Source organism: Brevundimonas sp. Root1423, from assembly GCF_001426805.1.
In genome coordinates this window covers 420,230-441,773 of sequence record NZ_LMFL01000001.1, presented here as the reverse complement: position 1 = coordinate 441,773, position 21,544 = coordinate 420,230, and the positions used below count along the sequence as shown (strand labels likewise).

Sequence of the window (21,544 nt, the reverse complement as noted above, 5' to 3'; positions counted from 1 at the left end):
GAAAGGTCTCGATCGTCACCCAGAAGGTCCAGACCACGCGCTTTCCCGTGCGCGGCATCGCCATCGAGGGCGACGCCCAGATCGTGCTGGTCGACACCCCGGGCATCTTCACGCCGCGCCGCCGTCTGGACCGCGCCATGGTCGCCTCGGCCTGGGGCGGCGCCTCTGACGCCGACGTGGTCGTCCACCTTATCGACGCCGCCTCGCACATCGCTTCCGAGGGCAAGGAAGGCCAGGCCGCCGACCGCCGCTCGGCCGAGGACACCGAGACCATCATCGCCAACCTGAAGGCGACCAACACCCAGGTCATTCTGGCCCTGAACAAGATCGACGGCATGCGCCGCGACACCCTGCTGGCCCTGTCGCACGCCATGTTCGAAACCGGCGTCTATTCCGAGGTCTATATGATCTCGGCGCTCAGCGGAGATGGCGTCGACGACCTGAAACAGCGTCTGGCCCGCGCCATGCCCAAGGGGCCCTGGCTCTATCCGGAAGACCAGTCCGCCGACGTGCCCATGCGCGTCCTGGCGGCCGAAATCACCCGCGAGAAAGTCTATCTGCGCGTCCACGAGGAACTGCCCTATTCGGCCGCGGTCGAGACCACCTCGTTCGAGGACAAGGCCGACGGCTCGGCGCGGATCGAACAGACCATCTATGTCGAGCGCGAGAGCCAGCGGCCCATCGTTCTGGGCAAGGGCGGCCAGACCCTGAAATGGATCGGCCAGAAGTCGCGCGAGGAGCTGATCGAGCTGCTCGACCGCCCCGTCCACCTGTTCCTGACGGTCAAGGTCGACCCGAAATGGCAGGATTCCCGCGCCCTCTACGCCCAGTTCGGGCTGGATTTCGACGTTTAAGCCACTGTGTTCAACGTACCCCGAAGCGCTGGCGGTCATCCCCGGCTTGTAATTGCTTTTCTGGCAGGCCTGCTGATCGTCGGCGCCGGTCTGTTCGCCTGGACCACGGCCCAGGCCCCGGCAGCCGCGCCTGACGCCCAGCCCCTTCCGCCGCGTCCGCCCGTCGAAGTGGTCGAGACCCTGCCGGCGCTGAAGGCGCAGCTGGACCGCTGGGGCGGCTCGGGCCAGTTCACCGGCGGCGTACTTGTTGCCCGCGGCGACGAGGTCCTGTTCCGTCAGGTCCACGGCTTCGCCGACCGCAGCCAGGGCGCGCCGCTGCAGCTGAACTCGCGCTTCCGCCTGGCCTCGATCAGCAAACAGTTCACGGCCGCCGCCATCCTGAGGCTGCAGGACGAGGGCGTGCTGTCGACCTATGATCCCCTGTGCAAATGGATCCAGCCCTGCCCGCCGGCATGGGAGCCTATCCTCCTGCATCACCTGTTGTCGCACAGCTCGGGCGTGCCCGACCTGATGGCCCGTCCCGGCTGGGGCACGCGCCGCGTTACCCCTGCGACGCCTGAAGAACTCACTGAAGATTCAAGACAATACGGCCTCCAGTTCCCGCCGGGGACGAAGGTTCGATACAATAACGCCGGCTACAATCTGCTGGGCGCCGTGGTCGAGAAGGCCTCGGGCATGCCGCTGCACGACTATCTGCAGAAGGCTTTCTTCCAGCCTCTGGGCATGAACGACAGCGGCTATGACGACGGCATGTCCGACGTGGTGATGGGCTACGCCAACCTCGGGGGCGGCGGACCGACGCCCCAGCCCGATGCCAACGTCAGCATCATCTTCGCCGCCGGCGCCCTGTATTCCACGCTGGACGATCTGCTGGTCTGGGAGCGGGCCCTGCATCGCGGTCACCTGCTGACGCCGCGCAGCTACGCCATGATGATCGCCGACCACGCGCCGGAGAACACGCCGCCGGAACGCGGACGCCACCGCCGCGACTGGGGCTTCGGGGTCTTCGTCAACAGCATCGGCCAGCGCGTCTCGCCGCCGTTCCTGGACCGCCAGATTTTCCACACCGGCAGCTGGTCAGGCTTCCGCAACCTGATGACCTACCAGCCGGACGAGGACGTCACGGTGATCGTACTGTCGAACAACTACCACTCGCGCGACGCCGTCTTCCTGCTGTCCCAGCAGGGCATGGCCGAGGCGCTGGGCCGTGAGGTTCCGACCGGCATGGCGCGCTGACGCTCAGTCGACCGCCAACGGGAATGAGTGGTGTTCATGGGCGACGGTCCAGCGGCCGTCCTCCTTGCGCAAGCCGATGGTGAGCCGCAGCCGGTTGTCGGGGTCGCGGCGAAACCCTTCCTCGGTCCCGCAGCGGAAGCAGGGCGTGCGCGAAGGCGACATCGCTTCCGGCAGTCACGTCCAGCGTGACGATCTCGAACACGGCGCGCTTCTGATACTCGAAGAAGGGCGGCCAGGTATCGCGATAGGCCGCCTTGCCCCGGACCTCGTTGGGCGGAGGCACGTCGAACATCACGATGTCCCCGGCGTGGTCCGCCAGCACGCCTTCCATATCGCCCGCGTGGACCGCCTTCGCCCAGCGATCGATCAGGGCGCGGATCGCGACTTCGTCTCCGGTCATGACCATTCAGCCGGCGCTTCGTGCGCCTCGCGGGCCCAGCGCGCGCGTCGGGCAAGCTCCGCCTCGCTGGGGTCGTCACCGCCAAACGAGCCGGTCGGCACCTCCCCGCCGCGCTCATAGCGGGTGATCACCACGCCGGTTTGCGACGGGTGCGTCTTCTTCATCGTCCAGGCGTGCGGCTGCGAGCGGTCGTCAAACAACCGCTTGCCCTTGCCCAGTACGAGCGGGAAGGTCAGCACCGTCAGTTCGTCGATCAGGTCGGCGGCTAGGAGGGCGTGGACCATCTCGCTGGAGCCCTGGATCAGCAGGTCGCGGCCTTCGGTCTGCTTCAGTTTGCGAACGGCGTTGGCCACGTCGCCCTCCAGCCGGTGACTGCCCGCCCAGGTCATGGGCGTGTCCGGGCCGGCCACGACGTATTTTTCGACGGCGTTGAACTTGCGCCCGATCTCGTCGTCCATGAATGGCCAGTAGGCGGCGAAGATCTCGTAGGTCCTGCGGCCCAGCAGCAGGTCGTAATCCTCGCCCATAGCCTCGCCCATCAGGCTGCCGACGGTGTCGTCCCAGAAGGGTGCGACCCAGCCGCCGAAGCGGAAGCCGCCGGTGGGATCCTCGGTGGGTCCGCCCGGCGCCTGCATGACGCCGTCCAGGCTGATGAAGGTGGCGGCTCTGACTCTACGCATTACACATCTCCTTCCGTCACGGCGCGAACATGGGCCGCCAGCTTGTCCAGGCTCTGGCTCCAGCCTGCCTCCATGCCGCTCAACGGGCCGATAGCGTCCTCGCGGGCCTGAACGACCTCGGCCTGGAACCGCAGCCGGGTGCGGCCGTCGATGTCCTCGAACCGTGCGGTGTGCTCGACCTCGAACCAGGTCGAGCCGTCCGCCAGCTTGATCCACGTCCGCATCACCAGCCGCTCGGGCTCGTCCAGTTCGATGAAACGGCCGTCGAACGGGTGGTCGCTCCCGTCCGGCGCCCGCATCACCATGTGGATGGCCCCGCCGGGCCGCACATCCATCCGGACCTCGGGCATGGTGAAATGCTCGGGCCCGAACCAGACCGCGACATGGGCCGGGTCGGTCCACATCTTCCACACCAGCGCACGCGGCGCGTCGAACTCGCGGACAATGTCCAGGCGGGTCAGATGGTCCGGGATGGAGGCGGCGATGCTCACGCCGCGCTCCGTCGGACCGGGAACAGGCTGCGCAGCCGGTCATCCCGCAGCCACAAGCCGCCCCACATGAACAGCCCGAGATAGATACCGAACAGGACGTGGCTGAACATCGGCATCTCCACCCTCAGATTGGTGGCGATGGCCCCGCCCAGCAGACCCGTCATCAGGATGGCGCCCAGCAGGCTGGTGCGCGGAATGATGTAGAGAACGACGCAACCCAGCTCGATCGCCGCGATGAGCAGCAGGTATTTCGCCGGCCAGCCGAGCGGCTCCAGATTCTGTTCGGCGACCATGCCGGACATCAGGAATTTCGGCGCGATCGAGGCGGCGAGCATGAAAAGGACGAACAGCCCGCTCAGCACCCGTCCGGTCCAGACCATCGGCGAGGCCTTCATTGGCCCTTTGGCGTCCAGCCTTCCGAAGGAATGGTGTTGACCATCCACGGCACGCCGAATTTGTCGATCAGGCCGCCGTAGCCCGGAGACCAGAAGGTCTCGCCGAACGGCATGGTCGGCTTGCCGCCCTCGACGAGGGCGTCGTACCAGCGCCGGGCCTCCGCCGCGTCATTGGTGTGCAGTGTGACGTCGAAGCCGTTCTTGGGTTTGTCGACGTTGGGGGCCCAGTCGACGTCCATGTCGGCGCCCATGATCGACTGATCGCCGACATCCATCCAGCAGTGCATCAGCCAGTCCCTGTACTGGGGACCGATCGGCATGTCGGGCGGGCCGTCGCCATAGGGCATGGCGGCGGTGATCTTGCCGCCGAGGACGCCGGCGTAGAATTCGAAGGCGTCGCGGCACTGGCCGCGGAAGCTGAGGCTGGTCACGATCTTCATGGTCGTTCTCCGTTATCAGATAGGAAAAACGCGCGACGCCGCAGGCGCCGTTACTGGTCCCGGTCGTGGGCGAGGAAGGCCTCCAGCCTCTCGAAGGTGCTGGTCCATCCGTGTTTGTGACCGGTCAGGCTGGCTTCAGACTTCAGTCCCTCGTGGGTGAAATCCATAAGGGTGCCGCCGCCCGGCGCGTCGCTGAGCTGGACGGTCACGAGGGTGTCGACCGGCGGGCCGTCCTCGTGGGACTCGTCCCATTTGAAGGTGAAGACCAGCCGCTCGTTCGGCACGATCTCGCGATAGATCCCGCCCTGCCAAAGATCCTGGCCGGTCTCGGGCGAGCGCAGGCAGGCGCGCCACGTCCCGCCGACCCGCAGGTCCTGGGTGGCGCTGACCGCCGGCCATTCGACCGGACCCAGCCACAGCACCATGACCTCCGGGTTCGTCCAGGCTCTCCAGACCAGCGGGCGCGGCGCGTCGAAGAAGCGCTGCATCTGCAGGGTCGGGCGGGTCGCGGTCGTATCGGTGAAGGTCATCGGGCGGGCTCGTCATCGGGTCCGGGCGAAGGCCGGGGAGGTCATTGGGTCTTGAGCAGTTCGGCCAGCTGGTCGGCGCAGGTCCCCCAGCCTTCATGGAAACCCATGGCCTCGTGCTGCTTCATCGTCTCGGCGTTCCAGTGACGCGCCGTGGCGACATATTCGGTCTTGCCGTCGGGCAGGGGCGTCAGCTCGACCGTGGCCACCATGAACGGCTGGCCGGCCGGCTCCCAGTCCGGCGTCAGGGCGTCGGTCGTGATCCACCGGCGGTTCGGCTCGACGTGGAGGAAGATGCCGCTGTTGGGGAACCGTTCGCCGTCCGGGCCGTGCATGACGAAGTTGAACGCGCCGCCGGGGCGGGGATCGAGGTTCACGTCCGACAGGGTCCAGGGACGCGGCGCGAACCACTGCTGCAGCAGTTCGGGCGTCATCCACGCCTTCCAGATCCGCTCGGGCGTGGCGTCGAGCACGCGACGCAGGGTCAGGGCGTGCTGGTGGGCCACGCCGTCGGTGTCGCAGGGGTTGTTGTCAGTGTCCTGGGCCATTCGGGTCCCCTTTCTGGATTTTCTTGAGGTAGGCGTCGAGGCGGTCGAAGCTGGCGTCCCAGTAGCGGCGGTAGTGTTCCAGCCACTCGGCGATGCCCTTCATTCCCATCGGTTCGAGGCGGGCCGGCCGCCACTGGGCCTCGCGGCCGCGGCTGATCAATCCGGCCTTCTCCAGCACCTTCAGATGCTTCGACACGGCCGGAAGGCTCATGTCGAACGGCTCGGCCAGGTCGTTGACACTGGCCTCGCCCTCGCAGAGCCGCGCCAGGATCGCCCGACGGGTCGGGTCGGCCAGGGCGGCGAATTTGGCGCTGAGGGGGTCGGTCTGCATGGGTCTGCTTCGTATCTAACTGTCAGGTTAAATGAACCCGCCTGCGCTTGTTGTCAACCGTCTGGTTAAATGAAAATCCGGAACGTCAGTCGCGCACCGGGGTTGGTCAGGACCAGCCGCGAGCGAGACCCATGAAAGCCCTAATCCTCAACTGCACCCTCAAGCCCTCGCCGGAAACGTCGAGCACGGAGGCGCTGGCGAAGGTCGTCCTCGCCGAGCTGGAGAAGGGCGGCGCCGAGGTCGAGATGATCAGGCTGGTCGATCTGAACCTGAAGCCCGGGGTGAAGACGGACGAGGGCAAGGGCGACGACTGGCCCGGGGTGCACAGCAAGATCATGGCGGCGAACATCGTCGTCTTCGCCACCCCCACCTGGCTGGGCCAGATGTCGAGTGTCTGCCTGCGCGCGCTCGAGCGGATGGACGCGATGTTCGCCGAGTTCGACAAGGCCGGTCGCCCCGTCGCCTTCGGCAAGGTCGCTGGCGTGGTCATCACCGGCAACGAGGACGGCGCGCACCACATCGTCGCCACCGTTTGTCAGGGCCTGATCGACATGGGGTTCACCATCCCGGCGCAGAGCTGGACCTACTGGCACCTCGGACCGGGGCCGGGACCGGATTACGTCGACACCAAACAGGGCCACGACTATTCCGACCGCGTCGGCCGCAACGCCGCCCGCAATCTTCTGGCGCTGGCGAAGGTGCTGAAGCCCTCGACCTATCCGGTTCCGGAAAGCGGCGAGGACTGACCGCCCAACTCCGTCCGTGGCGGCGTGTGAAAAGCCGGGATAGGGTGCCTTCATGTCCCTGATCGCCCTCACACTCGCCATTGCACTCCAGACCGGTCCCGAACAGGACGCCGCCGCTGCGCTGGACGCCATGCACGCCGCCGCCGCCCGCGCCGACTCCGCCGGCTGGGCTGACCGGCTGGCGCCTGATGTGGTCTGGGTCGGCAACGAGACTTCGGAACGCTGGAATCGCGAGGCCTTCCTCGCCTTCGCAGCCCCGGTCTTCGCGCGCGGAGAAGGCTGGACCTATTCGGCGCGCGAGCGCCACGTCACCCTCGCTCCGGATCCCTGCGCCTGCGTCGCATGGTTCGACGAGGTGCTGGACAGTGCGACCTACGGCACGGCGCGGGGCGAGGGGATGCTGGTTCGCGAAGGCGATGACTGGCGCGTGCTGCGCTACGCTCTCAGCTACCCCATCCCCAACGACCTGGCTGACGGCATGACGACGGAGATCAAGGCCTTCGAGGCCGCGACCCCTGTGGTCGACGCGCCGGGCGACGCCGCCGACACGCCCGAGGAAACCGCCGCCGCCGCGACCCTCGACGCCTTGCACCGGGCCGCCTCGGCCGCCGACGGCTCCACCTATTTCGACCTGTTCACGCCCGACGCCACCTACATCGGCACCGACGTGACCGAACACTGGTCGATCGCCGAATTTCGCGCCTACGCCGAGCCGTACTTCGCGCGCGGCCGGGGCTGGACCTACGCGCCGCGTTCCCGCTCCCTGACGATGGCCCCGCTGGATTGCCGATGCGTGGTCTGGTTCGACGAGGCGCTGGACAGCCAGTCCTATGGCACGAGCCGCGGCACGGGCGTGCTCGTGCGAGGCGACGACGGCAAGTGGCGTATCGCCCTCTATGCCCTGACCTTCCCGATCCCCAACGCCTTGGCGCGAGACATGACGGCGCGGATCAGGGCCGCCGCGAAGTAGGCGAGAAACGGAACGTATGGCCAACTCCGGCCCGGACCGCTAACACCGGGCATGGATTTCACCGACGACGCCTTCGTCCTGTCTGCCCGCGCCCACGGCGACACCGGGGTGGTCGTCGAACTGCTGACCGAGGAGCACGGTCGCCGTGCCGCCTATGTCGCCGGCGGGGCCTCGCGGAAGATGAAGCCCTTCCTGCAGGCGGGTGCGCGGGTCGCCGCCGAATACCGCGCCCGCACGTCCGACCATCTTGGCTCGGCCCGGCTGGAGCCGGTGGGGGAGGGACCCAGCGCCCTGTTCGACGATCCGCTGGCCCTGACCGGCCTCGCCGCCGCCGCCGCCGTGGCGCAGGGCGCGCTGCCCGAGCGCGAACCCCATCCCGGCGCCTTCCTGGCCTTCGAGGCATTGATGAGCGCCTTCGCCCTGCCGGACGTCTGGCCGGCCATCTTCGTGCGCTTCGAGGCGGGGCTGCTGGAAGACCTCGGCTTCGGCCTCGACCTGTCGCGGTGCGCCGTCACCGGAACCATGGACGACCTGATCTGGGTCAGCCCCCGCACCGGCCGCGCCGTCAGCCGGGCGGCGGGTGAACCCTATGCCGACAAGCTGCTGAAGCTGCCGCCCTTCATGCTGGGGGCGCAGGCCGGGCTGGGCGAGGGCGATGTCGGCTCCGGCCTCGATCTGACAGGGCATTTCCTCGAACAGTTCGTCTTCCATCCCCAGAACCGGCCGATCCCGGCCGCGCGGGTGTGGATGATCGACAAGCTGCGCGAGGCCGGACGGCTTTAGGCGCTAGACTCGACCGTTCAGATTGCCGATTCGGACCCCATGACCGTTCATACCCCGCCGCCGGAAGGCGGACGCATCGTAGACGAGCCGATGAGCGAGGCGCTGTCGCGCCGCTATCTGGCCTATGCGCTGTCCACCATCACCAACCGNACCCCGCCGCCGGAAGGCGGACGCATCGTAGACGAGCCGATGAGCGAGGCGCTGTCGCGCCGCTATCTGGCCTATGCGCTGTCCACCATCACCAACCGCGCCCTGCCGGACGTGCGCGACGGCTTCAAGCCGGTGCACCGGCGCATTATGTACGCCATGCACCAGATGCGGCTGAACCCGCAGGCGGCGGCGCGCAAATGCGCCAAGGTCGTCGGCGAGGTCATGGGCGGCTATCACCCGCACGGCGACGCCTCGATCTATGACGCCCTGGTCCGCCTGGCCCAGGACTTCTCCCAGCGCTATCCGCTGGTCGACCCGCGACGACGAGGGCGATCAGCATGCCTCCNCTGAACCCGCAGGCGGCGGCGCGCAAATGCGCCAAGGTCGTCGGCGAGGTCATGGGCGGCTATCACCCGCACGGCGACGCCTCGATCTATGACGCCCTGGTCCGCCTGGCCCAGGACTTCTCCCAGCGCTATCCGCTGGTCGACGGTCAGGGAAACTTCGGCAACATCGACGGCGATAACGCCGCGGCCATGCGCTACACCGAGTGCAAGCTGACGCCCGCCGCAGTCCTGCTGATGGAGGGCATCGATCAGGACTCGGTGGACTTCAAGGCCACCTATGACGATCAGGACGAAGAGCCGATCGTCCTGCCCGCCGGCTTCCCCAACCTGCTGGCCAACGGCTCGTCGGGCATCGCCGTCGGCATGGCCACCTCGATCCCGCCACACAATGTCGGCGAGCTGATCGACGCCTGCCACGTCCTGCTGGACCGCCCGGACGCCACGACCGAAGAGCTGGCGACCATCGTCCCGGGTCCCGACTTCCCGACCGGCGGCGTCGCCGTCGAGGGTCACGCCTCCATCCTCGACGCCTATGAGACGGGCCGCGGCGGCGTTCGCCTGCGCGCCCGCTGGGAGACTGAAGACCTCGGCCGCGGCGTCTGGCGCATCATCGTTACCGAGATGCCTTACCAGGTTCAGAAGTCGAAGCTGATCGCCGACCTCGCCGACCTGATCGAGCACAAGAAGGCGCCGCTACTCGGCGACGTGCGCGACGAGTCGGCCGAGGACATCCGGCTGGTCATCGAGCCCAAGTCCCGCACCGTCGAGCCCGAAGTCCTGATGGAGAGCCTGTTCAAGCTCTCCGATCTGGAGATCCGCTTCCCGATCAACATGAACGTGCTGGACGCCACCGGCACCCCGCGCGTCATGGGTCTGAAGGCCTGTCTGCAGGCCTTCCTCGATCACCGCCGCGACGTTCTGGTTCGGCGCGCCCACTGGCGGATCGAGCGGGTCGAGAAGCGGCTGCACCTGCTGGAAGGCCTGCGGATCGTCTTCCTCAACCTCGACGAGGTCATCCGCATCGTTCGCGAGGAGGAGCAGCCCAAGGCCGTTCTGATCGCCCGTTTCGGTCTCAGTGAACTCCAGGCCGACTTCATCCTCGACACCCGTCTGCGCCAGCTGGCGCGGATTGAGGAAATGACGATCGAGAATGAATACAAGGCGCTGGCTGACGAACTTGCGGCGCTGCAGTCGCTGTCGTCCTCGCCCGCCAAACAATGGAAACAGGTCGGCAAGGATCTGGAGGCCGTGCGCAAGGCGCTGGTTTCGCCGCGCAGGACCACAATCGCCGAGGCCGTCGACAGCTCCGTCTACGCCTCGGTCGAAGCCTTCATCCCGCGCGAGGCCATCACCGTCATCCTGTCCGAGCGCGGCTGGATCCGCGCCGCCAAGGGCAAGGTCGAGGACCCGTCGGAGCTGAAGTTCAAGGAGGGCGACAGCCTGGCGTTCCTCGTCGCCGGCTGGACGACCGACAAACTGCTGGTCGCCGCCTCCGACGGCCGCATCTTCACCGTCGGCGCCGACAAACTGGCCTCGGGCCGCGGCCACGGCGAGCCGCTGCGTCTGATGATCGACCTCGACGAAAAGGCCGAGATCGTGAACCTGCTGATGCACCAGCCGGGCGGCAAACTGCTGATCGCGTCCAAGGCCGGTTACGGATTCATCGCCCCCGAGGACGAACTGCTGGCCCAGAAGCGCGGCGGCAAACAGGTGCTGAACGGCGACATGCGCGCCGCCCTGCGCGTCACGGGTGATCACGTCGCGGCCATCGGCGACAACATCAAGGCCCTGATCTTCCCCATCGCCGAACTGCCCGAAATGGGCCGCGGCAAGGGGGTGAAGCTGCAGAACTACAAACAGGGCGGCCTCGCCGACGTCACCGTCTTCGACAGCGCCCACGGCCCCGAATGGGTCGATGGCGGCGCCCGTCGCCGCAACTGGCCCGACTGGAAGGACTGGCTGGGCAAGCGCGCCGGGGCCGGGCGTCAGGGCCCTAGGGGGCTGAGGAAGTTCCGCTAGCCTCGGCTACCCAGCTTCGCGCCAGCAGGATGCAGGCGTCATGTTCCGCGTTCAGTTGGGCCACGGCGGCGTCGGTCTCCGGCTGGGCGCGGCTCCGGGTAATGGGACCAAGGGCTCGCTCGGTGCTGGCGGTGAAGGCCGCGGCCAGCTGTTCCCGGGTCAGGCCGAGCGGCTGGGCGAGACGGGTGGCTACGGTGACGAAGCCGCGCCCGTTCCGGTCCACCCGGGCCTTGGCCTCCTCCTCGCGGTTGAAGGCGAACAGGGCCGACTTCGCCCCCATCACGCCCGCGCAGCGCATGGCGCTCTCATAGCTTTCCAGAGTGTCCGCGGGCGGAGCGGGCGCGGCCTGGACGGCGGCGAGGGCGAAGGCCAGAAGCGGAGCAAACATAGGTATTCCCTTGATCGTCTCCAGATTACCGCGGGCGCCCGGCCGCATCAATTGGTTCCGGCCGGACGGGCGGGTCCAGATCCCTCTGCGGGTTGCGGCGATTTCACTATCCGGGCGACGGGACCCGCGCGATACTCGACCCAGAGGCCGGAGAACCCCCAATGCTGACCACCCTGATCGTCATTGCCGTCATCGTCGCCGTGGTGCTGTTCGTCATCGTCGGCGCCTACAACAAGCTGGTCGCCCTCGACCAGCGCGCCGACCAGTCGTTCGCCGACATTGATGTCCAACTGAAGCAGCGTCAGGACCTGATTCCCAATCTGGTCGAGACCGTGAAGGGCTACGCCACGCATGAGCGCGGCACCTTGGACGCGGTCACCGCCGCCCGCGCCGCCGCCGCCGGCGCCACCTCGATCAACGACAAGGTCCAGGCCGAGAACATGCTGACAGCCTCGCTGGGTCGCCTGTTCGCCGTCGCCGAGGCCTATCCGGACCTCAAGGCCAACACCAACTATCTCGAGCTGCAGCGCGAGCTGTCTGACATCGAGAACAAGCTGGCCGCTGCCCGCCGCTTCTTCAACAATGCCGTCGGCGAGTTCAACGCGGTCCGCCGTCAGTTCCCGACCGTCCTGTTCGCCGGCATGGTCGGCTTCGGCTCCGACAAGCCCTTCTTCGACGTGGGCGAGGGCGAGCGCGCCACGATGACCGCGGCCCCGCCCAAGGTCAGCTTCACGGCGTAAGGGACCGCATTGATGGGCGCCGTCGGGCTCCAGACCCACATCTGGGCGAACAATACCCGTTCGCTCCTGCTGCTGGCCGGCTTCCCCGTCCTGATGGTCTGCATCATCTACGGGGTGCAGCTGATCCTGATGGGCATCGGCTTCCTGCCGGGAACGGGCCGGGGTCTGGGCGACGACATGGCGCTGGCCGCGTCCTGGCTGGGCGGCACCATCCCCATGGCCCTCGGCATCGCCGCCGTCTGGTTCGCCATCTCCTACTTCGGCAGCCAGACCATGATCGACCTGATGACGGGCGCCCGAAAGGTTGAGAGGAAGTTCGAGCCTGATCTCTACAACCTGCTGGAAAACCTCGCCATCTCGCGCGGCCTGCGCACGCCGACCCTGCGCGTGATCGACAACGACAGCCTCAACGCCTTCGCCACCGGGCTGCACGAGGGCCAGTACAGCGTCACCGTCACCCGCGGCCTTGTGAACACCCTGACTCGCGACGAGCTGGAGGCCGTGCTGGCCCACGAGCTAACCCACGTCATCAACAAGGACGTGCGCACCATGGTGATCGCGTCGATCTTCGCGGGGATCATCAGCGTCATCGCAGAACTGGTCTTCCGGGGCCTGATGTATTCGAGCGGCGGCAGCCGGCGCGACGACAACAAGAACGCCGCCCCGCTGGTGCTGATCGGCATCGCCTTCGCCGTCGTCGGCTACGCCCTGGCCATCGTCATCCGGATGATGCTGTCGCGGACCCGGGAGTATGTCGCCGATGCGGGCGCGGTCGAGCTGACCAAGAACCCCGATGCGATGATCTCGGCCCTGCGCAAGGTCGAGGGGCGATCGTCGGTCAAGGGCCCGGACGAACTGCAGCAGTTGTTCCTCGACAACCAGCCTGACGGCGTCGGCCTCGAAGGCCTGTTCGCCAGCCACCCGCCTATCCAGAAACGGATCGACGCCCTTGTGAAGTTCGGGGGAGGGCGAGACCCCGGGCCGTGGAACGGCGAGATCTACCCTGCGGAGCCGTCGCCCTGGACCGGTGTCTCGGTTCCCAGCACCTGACCGCAGGAGGCAGCCCGTGTCCAAGCGAACCATGATGGTGGAGAACGCGGTCAGCCCCGGCCGCCAGACGCCGGTGAACGCTGACAAATACGAGGCGATGCGCGACGCCTATCTGCAGGTTCTGCCTTCCGCCGAGCCCGGCGCGACGCCGGCCGAGATCAGGGCGAGGTTGACGCCGCTCCTGCCTCAGGACCTGTTCCCGGGCGGCAGCACGGCGGGCTGGTGGGCGAAATGCGTGCAGCTGGATCTGGAGGCCAAGGGCGTGATCGTCCGTTCGCCGAAAGCGCCGGTGCGTCTCAGGAAGTCGTAGGGACCATCCGCTCCCAGCCCAGCCGGGTCAGCTGTTCCATCGGCTGGAACTCGGCCTTGTAGTCCATTTTCCGCGAGCCCCGGACCCAGTAGCCCAGATAGACGAAGGGCAGGCTTACCGCCGCCGCCTGCCGGACATGGTCCAGAATGGCGAACCGGCCGAGGCTGCGGGTCTCCATCTCCGGTTCGAAGAAGCTGTAGACCATCGACAGCCCGTCCCCGAGCAGGTCGGTCAGGCAGACCCCCACGAGGTCGCCGGGGCCTCCGTCAGACGAAGGCAGGCGGTATTCGATCAGATGGGTGCGGACGGCCGTGTCCTCGACCATGGCGACATAGTCGAGCCAACTCATGGCGCTCATCCCGCCGCCCGGATGACGGCCGTTCAGGTAGCGGCGTAGCAGGTCAAACTGTTCGGTCGTTGCCTCGGCCTCGACCAGATCGCGCGACAGGTCGGCATTCCGCTTCAGCACCCGCCGCTGCGACTTCGAGAAGCTGAATTCCGGCACCGGCAGCCGCACCGAGACGCAGGCGTCGCAGGCCTCGCAGGCGGGGCGGTAGGCGATGTTCTGGCTACGGCGGAAACCGGCCTGGGTCAGCTCGTCATTGACGTGCGCACCCTCGCTGAACGGCAGATTCGCGAACACCTTCCGCTCGGTCTGCCCAGGCAAATAGGGGCAGGGGGCCACCGAGGTCATGTAGAATCGAAGCTGGCGCTGGGGAACGAAGGTCACGGCGTTACATCCGCACCTGAATTTGCCGAGAGTGGGGCAGCCCGGGTTTCATGCCCTGATTTGCGCCCGCGTCGCGGTCAGGGGCAAGCCCGTTTACCCCACACGCCTGTGCGGGGCGCGCGGTCACAGGCTGGTGTCCGTGGGCAGAACCGGGGCCTCGCGCAGCAGCACGATGGCGATCCGGCGGTTGCCGGCCAGGGTCGGATCGTCCGGGTACAGCGGATCGGAGCCCGCCTTGCCCGAGACCTGATAGACCCGATCCGGATCGACGCCGGCCGCCTGCAGGATCAGCCGCGAGGCATTGGCGCGCGCCGAGGAGAGGGTCCAGTCGTTCGGGCCCGTCGCACGGCTCGATCCCGGCGCGGCCGAAGTATGGCCGGTGACGGAAATCCGGTTCGGAAGCTGGGTGATGACCCGGGAGATCGTCCGCAGCAGCAACTGGGCCCGGGGATTGGGGCGGGCCGAGTTCTGATCGAACATCGATCGCCCTTCCTGATCGACCAGCTGGATCCGCAGCCCTTCGGGCGTCTGGTCGATGATCAGCTGTTTCGACAGTTCGGACAGCTCAGGCATCGACTGCATGGCCTGACGCAACGATTCGGCGGCGGACGAGAATTCGGCGGCCTCGCGCCGGGCAATCTCCTCGCGGAGGGCTTCCTCGCTGGCGGCGGCCAGGTTCTGGCTCTGCCCGGCCTCGGGCGGCGCATCCTGCGGCGCTTCCGGCGCCAGTTCACTGATGACCGATTGCGACCCGGCGCCCTTGGCTCCGTCGTCGCCCAACGACGTCCCGCCCAGAATGCCGCCCGAGCCTGAGGTGGTCTGCGAGACGCTGGCCGGTGCGAAATATTCGGCGATGCCGCGCTTCTGCTCCGGGTCGGTCGTGTTGATCAGCCACATGAGCAGGAAGAAGGCCATCATCGCCGTAACGAAGTCGGCATAGGCCACCTTCCACGCGCCGCCGTGATGGCCGCCGCCGACGACCTTCTTGACCTTCTTGATGAGGATCGGACGATCGCTCATGGACATGGGACGCGGCCTCGACAGTCGAATTCGGCCCCACGATGGGGGCGGCAAGGTTAAGACCGCGTTTCCCATACCGCCCGGACCCGCACCCGGGCTTGCTCCGGCGCGGGCCGTCGCCTAGTCGTCGAGGTGTGAGCAAGTCCTCCGATCCCGCATCCGACATTCCCGCCTACCGGCGCGCACTCGGCGGTTTCGCGACCGGCGTCTGCGTGGTGACCGCGCATACGGAGGAGGGGCCTTTCGGAATCACCGTGAACTCCTTCACCTCGGTGTCCCTCGATCCGCCGCTGATCCTCTGGTGCCTCGATCGGGCCTCTGACCGGCATGACGCCTTCGCCTCAGCCGATCGTTTCGCCATTCACATGCTGCCGGCCGAGGATCGCGAGATGTCGGACCGTTTCGCCTGGGGCGTCTGCCGTCTGTCGTCGGACGAGTTCGACAGCACCAGCGCCGAGCCGCCACGCCTGAAGAACGCCCTGACCCGACTGGACTGCGTCGCCACCGACCGGATCGTGATGGGCGACCATCTGACCATCGTGGGTTCGGTACGGAGTTTCGAAACAGCCCCCGGCGCGGCGCTCGTCTACTATCGCGGCCGATACGGCATCGCTCCGGAGCCTGAGAAATGAAGATCGGTTTCGTCGGCCTCGGCGTCATGGGCGGGCCGATGGCGCGCCATCTGGTTCAGGCGGGACATGAGGTCGCCGGCTTCAACCGCACGGCTGACAAGGCGAAGGCATGGGCGCAGGCGAACGGGGGCCGGTTCGCCGCAACCGTCGCCGAAGCCGCGGACAAGGCGGATCTTCTGGTCCTTTGCGTCGGCAACGACGACGATGTGCGTCAGGTTGTGAGCGAGGCGCTGCCGCATCTGAACGCCGGCGCGATCATAGTTGACCACACCACGACGTCGGCAATGGTCGCGCGCGAGATGTCGGAACTGGCGGCGGGGCAGGGCCGCGCCTTCATCGACGCACCGGTCTCGGGCGGTCAGGCCGGGGCCGAGAACGGTCAGCTCAGCGTCATGGCCGGAGGCGACGCACTGGCGCTGGAGACGGTACAGGCGGTGCTCATGGCCTATTCGAAGGCCGTCAAACATATGGGGCCGTCCGGCGCGGGCCAGTTGACCAAGATGGTCAATCAGATCGCCATCGCCGGCGTCGTTCAGGGCTTGGCTGAGGCTGTTCATTTCGCCGAGGTCGCCGGGCTCGACACCGACGCGGTCTACGACGCCGTCTCCAAGGGCGCGGCCCAGTCTTGGCAGATGGACAACCGCTGGAAGACGATGGCCGAGGGCCGGTTCGACTTCGGTTTCGCCGTCGACTGGATGCGCAAGGATCTGGGCCTCGTGCTGGACGAGGCGCGGAGCAACGGCGCCCGGCTTGAGCTGACGGCGCTGGTCGATCATTTTTATTCTGAAGTGCAATCCTTGGGGGGATCGCGATGGGACACATCGAGTCTGGCGGCGCGGCTGAAGGCCAGGTGACGTCCGGGGTCTGGCCGCTCTGGAAGCGTCTGAAGACCTATTTCCCGACCTGGAGCCTGCTGCCTTCGTCCTTCGTCACGCCCGGCGCCTGGGGCTATATGGGCAACGATTTCGTCACCGGGTTCCGTCAGAATCGCTCGACTCATCAGGCGTTCGAACTCCTGGACGGCGTGACCGACCGCGATTTCGACGCGTTGTCCGCTTTGGCCAGCCTGAATGCGCGGCGGCAGGACCAGATGCTGCGGGCCGTCGTCATTGCGTATCTGACCGTGCCGCTGTCCATCGTCGCGATCGTGGCCGAGGTGGCGGGCGGGTCGCTGATCACCCTTGTGCGCGATCACTCCGACTGGGCGATCCAGACCGCGGTGGCGATAACTACGGGACCTGTGTTTTTCTTCATGAGCCACTGGCGCTCGCGCCAGATTGTCGCCGTGCTGGATCTGATCCGCATAGAGCGCGGCCAGTCTCCGTACACGGCGCTGGAGCTGCGGGAAGACTAGGCTCCGTTTGAGCTGGCATCTTATTTCGCATAATATATCTTATGCGCATTACGCCCACGGCGACGAAGCTGGCCTACGGCCCCTCCGCGACCCGTTCTGTCGCATCCAGCAACGCTATGGCCTCACGCACGTAGTTGGCGTGCGCGACCAGGCCGATCCCGAGCGGTTCATTGCCCGGGCGGACCTCGGACGTCAGGACGCCGGCGATGAATGGATGGTCGGGCTGGGCTGTTCCCGGCAGCTTGCGAGCCGCCGGCGTCCAGAAAACCGGCCCACCGGAATTTCCGGGAAATACCGGGAAATCAAGCAGGAAGACCGGAAAGCTATCGATTGGTGTCAATGGCCAAGATCCGACCCGGCCCACTCTCAGGATCGGAAAGCCCGCCGTGTTCGACGCATAGCCCCGCGGGAAACCCAGGGTGAACAGTTCATCGCCCGGCCCGACCTGCCACGCGTCCAGCGTGTTCTGGTCGGSGAGCCACGCCATTGGGATAGCCGCGCGGGCAAACACGGGCGGCGCCGACACCTCCATCACAGCTATGTCCCGATCTGGATGTTTGACCCAGATGGGCTCGCCCGCCTCGTCGCGGATGCGCAAGGGTTCCGGGGCGAAGCGCCAGCCCCCGCCTGGGACCTCGACGCGCCAGCCGATCCGGGCCTCCGGCGCGCTCATGCCCGAGACAACATGATGGGCCGTCACCATCACGGTGCGCGGCTCGCCGTTCGCGCGCGGCGCGTCGATCAGGAAGGCGGTTCCGACACGCCGGGTGCCGTCGCCGTTCATCTGGTCGATCTGAATGGTGGCGCTGATCAGTCCGACCGTCAGATCCCAGGATGGAAGCGAAAGCCCTGCCGCGGGCGGCGGCTCCTGAACGGGTTCTGGCGGCGTCTGAAGATCGAACATCGTCCCTATCGGGCCAGCGGCATTTGTTCATTTGACGGCGGGTCGCCCGCGCGCACAAGGTCCGCGTTCAAATCAGGGGGCTATCCATGAACCGCCGCGATCTGCTCGCCACGTCCGCCGCCGCACTGGCCGCGAGCGCCCTTCCCGTTTCAGCCCGCACGCCCGGAGCCCCGATGCCGCAGAACCGTCTCGTCCCGCCCGTCGCGAAGAAAATTCCCGTGACGATCGAACAGCTGGGGCGGGTCCGCACCGACGACTATCAGTGGATGAAGGACGACAACTGGCAGGCGGTTCTGCGCGACCCGACCCTGATCAAGGCGGACGTAAAGGAACATCTGCTGGCCGAGAACGGCTATCGTGAGGCAATGATGGCTTCGACCCTGCCGCTGCAGGCGGCGATGTTCGAGGAGATGAAGGGGCGGATCAAGGAGGCCGACAGCTCGGTCCCCTCGCCTGACGGCGCCTGGGAATATTTCATCGAATATCGCACAGGCGACCAGCACCCCCGCTACATGCGCAAGCCCCGGTCGGGCGGCGATGCGCAGATGCTGCTCGACGCCAATGCTCTCGCCGCGGGCAAGGCCTATTCCGAGGTCTCGGCCGCCGATCACAGCCCCGACCACGCCCTGTTCGCCTATGCGGAGGACGCGCAAGGGTCGGAGGTGCATCAAATCTACATCAAGGATCTGGCGAGCGGCGAGGTTCTGCCCGATCTCATCGGCTCGGCGACCGGCGACTTCACCTTCTCGCCCGACAGCCAGTGGATTTTCTGGACCAACCGCGACGACAACGGCCGGCCGGACAAGATCTTCCGCCGGCCCGTCCGCGGCGGCGACGCCAGCCTCGTCTATGAGGAAACGGACGACGGCATGTTCATCAGCGTCGGCCGCACAGCCGACGACGCCTTCATCCTGATCTCCATCGCCAATCAGGAGACCTCGGAGGCTCGCGTGATCCCGGCCGCGACGCCGACCGCGACGCCGGTCGTTCTGGAGCCGCGCCACGTCGGCCGGCTGTACGAGCCCGACCACTGGGGCGACCGCTGGGTCATCCGCACAAACGCCGACGACTCGATCGACTTCAAGATCGTCGAGGCGCCGACCGCGTCGCCCGGCAGGAGCAGTTGGACGGATCTGGTCGCCCACACGCCGGGCCGCTTCATCGAGGGCGTGGCGCTGGTGAAGGACTATATCGGCCGTCAGGAGCGGGCCGACGCCAACACGAAGATCGTCATCCGCGACCGTGCGGGCGCGGAACACGAGATCGCGGTGGACGAGCCCGCCTACTCCCTGTCGCTGGCCGGGGCGTCGGAGTTCGACACCACCACCATGCGCTATGGCTACAACTCACCGTCCACGCCGACCTCGACCTACGACTATGATCTGGCGACCCGCGAGCGGACCCTGCGCAAGGTTCAGGAGGTGCCGTCGGGCCATGATCCGGCTGACTATGTGGTCGAGCGGCTGAACGCCCCTGCCCCAGATGGCGAACTGGTTCCGGTGACGGTGTTGCGCCGCAAGTCGACGCCGGTGGACGGCTCTGCGCCGCTGCTGCTGTACGGCTATGGGTCCTACGGCAATCCGATCCCGGCGAGTTTCTCGACCAACCGGCTGTCGCTGGTCGACCGGGGCTGGATCTACGCCATCGCCCATATCCGGGGCGGTTCCGACAAGGGCTGGAACTGGTTCCTGACCGCCCGGCGGATGACCAAGAAGAACACGTTCACCGACTTCATCGCCGCCGCCGAGCACCTGATCTCGCGCAACTACGCCAGGGCGGGTCACATCGTCGCCGAAGGCCGCTCGGCCGGCGGCATGCTGATGGGCGCGATCAACAACATGCGGCCCGACCTGTGGGCGGGCGTCATCGGCGGCGTGCCTTTCGTCGACGTGATCAACACCATGAGCGACACCAGCCTGCCGCTGACGCCGCCCGAATGGCCCGAATGGGGCAATCCGATCGAGGACCCCGAGGCCTACGACTACATGATGAGCTACAGCCCCTACGACCAGGTCGGGCCGCTCCCCTACCCCGCCGTTCTGGCCACCGGCGGCCTGTCGGACCCGCGCGTGACCTACTGGGAGCCCGAAAAGTGGGTGGCGAAGCTGCGGCCGGCGACGACGTCGGGCAGACCGATCCTGCTCAAGATCAACATGGAGGCCGGTCACGCCGGTTCGTCGGGCCGATTCGACTATCTGAAGGAGGTTGCCCACGACTACGCCTTCGCGGTCTGGGCCATCGAAAAGGGATGGGAGCGGGCCTGATCCCGCTCGACCGGCCATGGCTCCCCTCCTCCGCGACGCTGACGAAAGCGATCTGCCGGCCATCACCGCGCTGTACGGTCGCGAGGTGCAGGGCGGCACGGCGACGTTCGAGATCAGCCCGCCCACGCTTGAAGAGATGACGGGCCGTTTCGCGGCCGTGAAACGCCATGGCCTCCCTTGGCTGGTTGCCGAGATCGACGGCGGGTTCGCCGGATACGCCTACGCCTCCCCTTTCAGGCCAAGGCCCGCCTATCGCTACGGGGTCGAGGGTTCGATCTATGTCGAGGAGGCCGCGCGCGGACATGGCGTGGGCCGGGCGCTGCTGATGGCGTTGGTGGAGCGGGCGCGGGCCATGGGACTGCGGCACGTGATCGGCGCGATCAGCGACAGCGACACCAGCGCCGCGTCGATCGCCCTGCACCGGTCACTGGGGTTCCGCGAGGCGGGCGTCTACCGCCAGATCGGGTGGAAGTTCGAGCGCTGGCTGGACGTCACCCTGATGCAGCTAGACATGGCCCCCGAGGGCGATCCGCCGCAGACACCGGGACTGGATCTGTCCGGCGGCCTCGCTTGAGACGGCAGCGGTGCGAGACTGGCAGGTGGCGGAACACGTCCGCTTCGGCCTGGGCGCCCTGTACAGCCTCAACAGCGTCCCGGACGGGCTGGAGCCATCATACGGCGGCGATCCCGACGGGGGCATGATCTTCGCCCGACTCAACATCGACTGAGAACGGCCGCACCGCACAGGCTTCCGGGTCAGTGCGGCGCGATGTCCGCGGGCGGCGTGGTCAGCCATGGCGCGAGCCGGAACCGGCGCGGCGCCTCTCCGAGGGTGCGCTGCTGGATGAACTGGCGAGCGAACACGATCACCGCCTGGATGGTCGCTTCGTCGAACGGCTTGGAAACCGCCCCGAGAGCGCCTGCGAAACCTTCGGGGATCTGTTCAGGATTGGCGGTCAGGAAGACGACGGCGCAGCCGAACTCGCTGACCACGCGCTGGGCGATCTGGGGCCCCGTCAGGCCATCCAGCAGGTTGACGTCGATCAGGGCCAGGTCCGGACGCTCGCGTTCGGCGATCGCGAAGGCCCCGGCCTTGTCCATGGCGCAGCCGACGACGTCACAGCCGGATTCGGCCAGCACAAGCTCCAGCTCCATCGCGAGCAGGGCCTGGTCTTCTACAATCATGACCCGAAGGTCCGGCGGATTCGACACGCAACACCCCCACGCGAACCGAC

At 67.1% G+C, this 21,544-nt stretch carries 27 protein-coding genes and 3 pseudogenes; 16 read left to right on the top strand and 14 right to left on the bottom strand.

Going from position 1 to position 21,544, the window contains the following annotated elements:
• Positions 1–2: 2 nt before the first annotated feature.
• Together era and ASD25_RS02350 are read left to right on the top strand one after the other, a co-directional pair.
• A pseudogene (gene era / locus ASD25_RS02355) lies at positions 3–854 on the top strand (GTPase Era); the annotation flags it as partial.
• Between the two features lie 6 nt (positions 855–860).
• On the top strand, positions 861–2,090 hold the full coding sequence (locus ASD25_RS02350; protein WP_056614721.1) for a serine hydrolase: 1,230 nt from the start codon (positions 861–863) through the stop codon (positions 2,088–2,090).
• Positions 2,091–2,093: 3 nt separating this feature from the next.
• Here ASD25_RS02350 and ASD25_RS33030 read toward each other — a convergent pair whose 3' ends face one another.
• The 9 genes and pseudogenes from ASD25_RS33030 to ASD25_RS02310 form a co-directional block, all read right to left on the bottom strand.
• Positions 2,094–2,162: a hypothetical protein gene (locus tag ASD25_RS33030; RefSeq protein WP_369816538.1), complete on the bottom strand. Its 69-nt coding sequence runs from the start codon at positions 2,160–2,162 to the stop codon at positions 2,094–2,096.
• Between the two features lies 1 nt (position 2,163).
• Positions 2,164–2,490: pseudogene (locus tag ASD25_RS02345) on the bottom strand (nuclear transport factor 2 family protein); the annotation flags it as partial.
• The gene (locus tag ASD25_RS02340; protein ID WP_056614719.1) at positions 2,487–3,170 is read right to left on the bottom strand and encodes a dihydrofolate reductase family protein; all 684 of its coding nucleotides are present in this window, start codon (positions 3,168–3,170) and stop codon (positions 2,487–2,489) included. The pseudogene ASD25_RS02345 and the gene ASD25_RS02340, both read right to left, overlap by 4 nt.
• A complete protein-coding gene (locus ASD25_RS02335; RefSeq protein ID WP_056614717.1) occupies positions 3,170–3,661 on the bottom strand; it encodes an SRPBCC domain-containing protein in 492 nt (163 codons plus the stop codon). Before ASD25_RS02335 ends, ASD25_RS02340 begins: the two co-directional genes overlap by 1 nt.
• Positions 3,658–4,056: a DoxX family protein gene (locus tag ASD25_RS02330; RefSeq protein ID WP_056614715.1), complete on the bottom strand. Its 399-nt coding sequence runs from the start codon at positions 4,054–4,056 to the stop codon at positions 3,658–3,660. The genes ASD25_RS02335 and ASD25_RS02330 overlap by 4 nt, the downstream gene beginning before the upstream one ends.
• Positions 4,053–4,496, bottom strand: a complete 444-nt coding sequence (locus ASD25_RS02325; RefSeq protein ID WP_056614712.1) for a VOC family protein — start codon at positions 4,494–4,496, stop codon at positions 4,053–4,055. The genes ASD25_RS02330 and ASD25_RS02325 overlap by 4 nt, the downstream gene beginning before the upstream one ends.
• 50 nt (positions 4,497–4,546) lie before the next feature.
• A complete protein-coding gene (locus ASD25_RS02320; protein ID WP_056614709.1) occupies positions 4,547–5,026 on the bottom strand; it encodes an SRPBCC domain-containing protein in 480 nt (159 codons plus the stop codon).
• A 41-nt stretch (positions 5,027–5,067) separates the two neighbouring features.
• Positions 5,068–5,571 (bottom strand): SRPBCC family protein, encoded by a 504-nt coding sequence (locus tag ASD25_RS02315; RefSeq protein ID WP_056614706.1) that lies wholly within the window; start codon positions 5,569–5,571, stop codon positions 5,068–5,070.
• Positions 5,555–5,902 (bottom strand): helix-turn-helix transcriptional regulator, encoded by a 348-nt coding sequence (locus ASD25_RS02310; RefSeq protein WP_056614703.1) that lies wholly within the window; start codon positions 5,900–5,902, stop codon positions 5,555–5,557. The genes ASD25_RS02315 and ASD25_RS02310 overlap by 17 nt, the downstream gene beginning before the upstream one ends.
• A 131-nt stretch (positions 5,903–6,033) precedes the next feature.
• Here ASD25_RS02310 and ASD25_RS02305 point away from each other — a divergent pair, with 131 nt between their 5' ends.
• The 5 genes and pseudogenes from ASD25_RS02305 to parC form a co-directional block, all read left to right on the top strand.
• On the top strand, positions 6,034–6,648 hold the full coding sequence (locus tag ASD25_RS02305; protein WP_056614701.1) for a flavodoxin family protein: 615 nt from the start codon (positions 6,034–6,036) through the stop codon (positions 6,646–6,648).
• A gap of 52 nt (positions 6,649–6,700) precedes the next feature.
• On the top strand, positions 6,701–7,618 hold the full coding sequence (locus ASD25_RS02300) for a nuclear transport factor 2 family protein (protein ID WP_056614698.1): 918 nt from the start codon (positions 6,701–6,703) through the stop codon (positions 7,616–7,618).
• A 51-nt stretch (positions 7,619–7,669) separates the two neighbouring features.
• Positions 7,670–8,401 carry a DNA repair protein RecO gene (gene recO, locus ASD25_RS02295; protein ID WP_056614695.1) on the top strand — a complete coding sequence of 244 codons (732 nt, stop codon included), beginning with the start codon at positions 7,670–7,672 and terminating at the stop codon, positions 8,399–8,401.
• A 150-nt stretch (positions 8,402–8,551) separates the two neighbouring features.
• Positions 8,552–8,897 (top strand): annotated as a pseudogene (locus ASD25_RS02290) (DNA gyrase subunit A); the annotation flags it as partial.
• A gap of 1 nt (position 8,898) precedes the next feature.
• Positions 8,899–10,917 (top strand): DNA topoisomerase IV subunit A (parC, locus tag ASD25_RS02285; protein ID WP_056614936.1); only part of this gene is annotated, 2,019 nt, incomplete at its 5' end.
• Here the strand turns inward: parC and ASD25_RS02280 are convergent.
• A complete protein-coding gene (locus ASD25_RS02280; RefSeq protein ID WP_056614690.1) occupies positions 10,892–11,305 on the bottom strand; it encodes a hypothetical protein in 414 nt (137 codons plus the stop codon). The genes parC and ASD25_RS02280 overlap by 26 nt on opposite strands.
• A gap of 161 nt (positions 11,306–11,466) precedes the next feature.
• Between ASD25_RS02280 and ASD25_RS02275 the strand changes: the two genes are divergently transcribed.
• The 3 genes from ASD25_RS02275 to ASD25_RS02265 are packed head-to-tail and all read left to right on the top strand — an operon-like array spanning position 11,467 to position 13,405.
• Positions 11,467–12,045 carry a LemA family protein gene (locus ASD25_RS02275; RefSeq protein WP_056614687.1) on the top strand — a complete coding sequence of 193 codons (579 nt, stop codon included), beginning with the start codon at positions 11,467–11,469 and terminating at the stop codon, positions 12,043–12,045.
• Between the two features lie 12 nt (positions 12,046–12,057).
• Positions 12,058–13,095, top strand: coding sequence for a M48 family metallopeptidase (locus tag ASD25_RS02270; RefSeq protein WP_056614684.1), 1,038 nt, complete (start codon positions 12,058–12,060; stop codon positions 13,093–13,095).
• Positions 13,096–13,111: 16 nt separating this feature from the next.
• Positions 13,112–13,405, top strand: coding sequence for a hypothetical protein (locus ASD25_RS02265; protein ID WP_056614679.1), 294 nt, complete (start codon positions 13,112–13,114; stop codon positions 13,403–13,405).
• On the opposite strand, the gene ASD25_RS02260 is transcribed toward ASD25_RS02265, so the two are convergent.
• Both ASD25_RS02260 and ASD25_RS02255 read right to left on the bottom strand, forming a co-directional pair.
• Positions 13,392–14,135 carry an arginyltransferase gene (locus ASD25_RS02260; protein WP_255356128.1) on the bottom strand — a complete coding sequence of 248 codons (744 nt, stop codon included), beginning with the start codon at positions 14,133–14,135 and terminating at the stop codon, positions 13,392–13,394. The two genes, ASD25_RS02265 and ASD25_RS02260, sit on opposite strands and share 14 nt — an antisense overlap.
• A gap of 123 nt (positions 14,136–14,258) precedes the next feature.
• The gene (locus ASD25_RS02255) at positions 14,259–15,161 is read right to left on the bottom strand and encodes a flagellar motor protein MotB (RefSeq protein WP_056614676.1); all 903 of its coding nucleotides are present in this window, start codon (positions 15,159–15,161) and stop codon (positions 14,259–14,261) included.
• A gap of 128 nt (positions 15,162–15,289) precedes the next feature.
• On the opposite strand from ASD25_RS02255, the gene ASD25_RS02250 reads away from it, so the two are divergent.
• From ASD25_RS02250 to ASD25_RS02240, 3 genes are read left to right on the top strand one after another with little or no spacing between them, the layout of a single operon-like run.
• Entirely contained in the window at positions 15,290–15,787 is a 498-nt protein-coding gene (locus ASD25_RS02250; protein WP_056614673.1) for a flavin reductase family protein, read from the top strand.
• The gene (locus ASD25_RS02245; RefSeq protein ID WP_056614670.1) at positions 15,784–16,641 is read left to right on the top strand and encodes an NAD(P)-dependent oxidoreductase; all 858 of its coding nucleotides are present in this window, start codon (positions 15,784–15,786) and stop codon (positions 16,639–16,641) included. Before ASD25_RS02250 ends, ASD25_RS02245 begins: the two co-directional genes overlap by 4 nt.
• Positions 16,599–17,141 carry a hypothetical protein gene (locus tag ASD25_RS02240; protein WP_056614668.1) on the top strand — a complete coding sequence of 181 codons (543 nt, stop codon included), beginning with the start codon at positions 16,599–16,601 and terminating at the stop codon, positions 17,139–17,141. The genes ASD25_RS02245 and ASD25_RS02240 overlap by 43 nt, the downstream gene beginning before the upstream one ends.
• Positions 17,142–17,214: 73 nt before the next feature.
• Here the strand turns inward: ASD25_RS02240 and ASD25_RS02235 are convergent, their stop codons facing one another.
• On the bottom strand, positions 17,215–18,045 hold the full coding sequence (locus ASD25_RS02235) for a serine protease (RefSeq protein WP_056614666.1): 831 nt from the start codon (positions 18,043–18,045) through the stop codon (positions 17,215–17,217).
• An 86-nt stretch (positions 18,046–18,131) separates the two neighbouring features.
• Here ASD25_RS02235 and ASD25_RS02230 point away from each other — a divergent pair, with 86 nt between their 5' ends.
• From ASD25_RS02230 to ASD25_RS32780, 3 genes are read left to right on the top strand one after another with little or no spacing between them, the layout of a single operon-like run.
• Positions 18,132–20,309 carry a S9 family peptidase gene (locus ASD25_RS02230; protein WP_056614663.1) on the top strand — a complete coding sequence of 726 codons (2,178 nt, stop codon included), beginning with the start codon at positions 18,132–18,134 and terminating at the stop codon, positions 20,307–20,309.
• 16 nt (positions 20,310–20,325) lie between these two features.
• Complete coding sequence (locus ASD25_RS02225) at positions 20,326–20,883, top strand: GNAT family N-acetyltransferase (RefSeq protein WP_056614660.1); 558 nt, start codon at positions 20,326–20,328, stop codon at positions 20,881–20,883.
• 25 nt (positions 20,884–20,908) lie between these two features.
• The gene (locus ASD25_RS32780) at positions 20,909–21,037 is read left to right on the top strand and encodes a hypothetical protein (protein WP_255356127.1); all 129 of its coding nucleotides are present in this window, start codon (positions 20,909–20,911) and stop codon (positions 21,035–21,037) included.
• 28 nt (positions 21,038–21,065) lie between these two features.
• On the opposite strand, the gene ASD25_RS02220 is transcribed toward ASD25_RS32780, so the two are convergent.
• Positions 21,066–21,494, bottom strand: coding sequence for a response regulator (locus tag ASD25_RS02220; protein ID WP_162252051.1), 429 nt, complete (start codon positions 21,492–21,494; stop codon positions 21,066–21,068).
• Between the last annotated feature and the right edge of the window lie 50 nt (positions 21,495–21,544).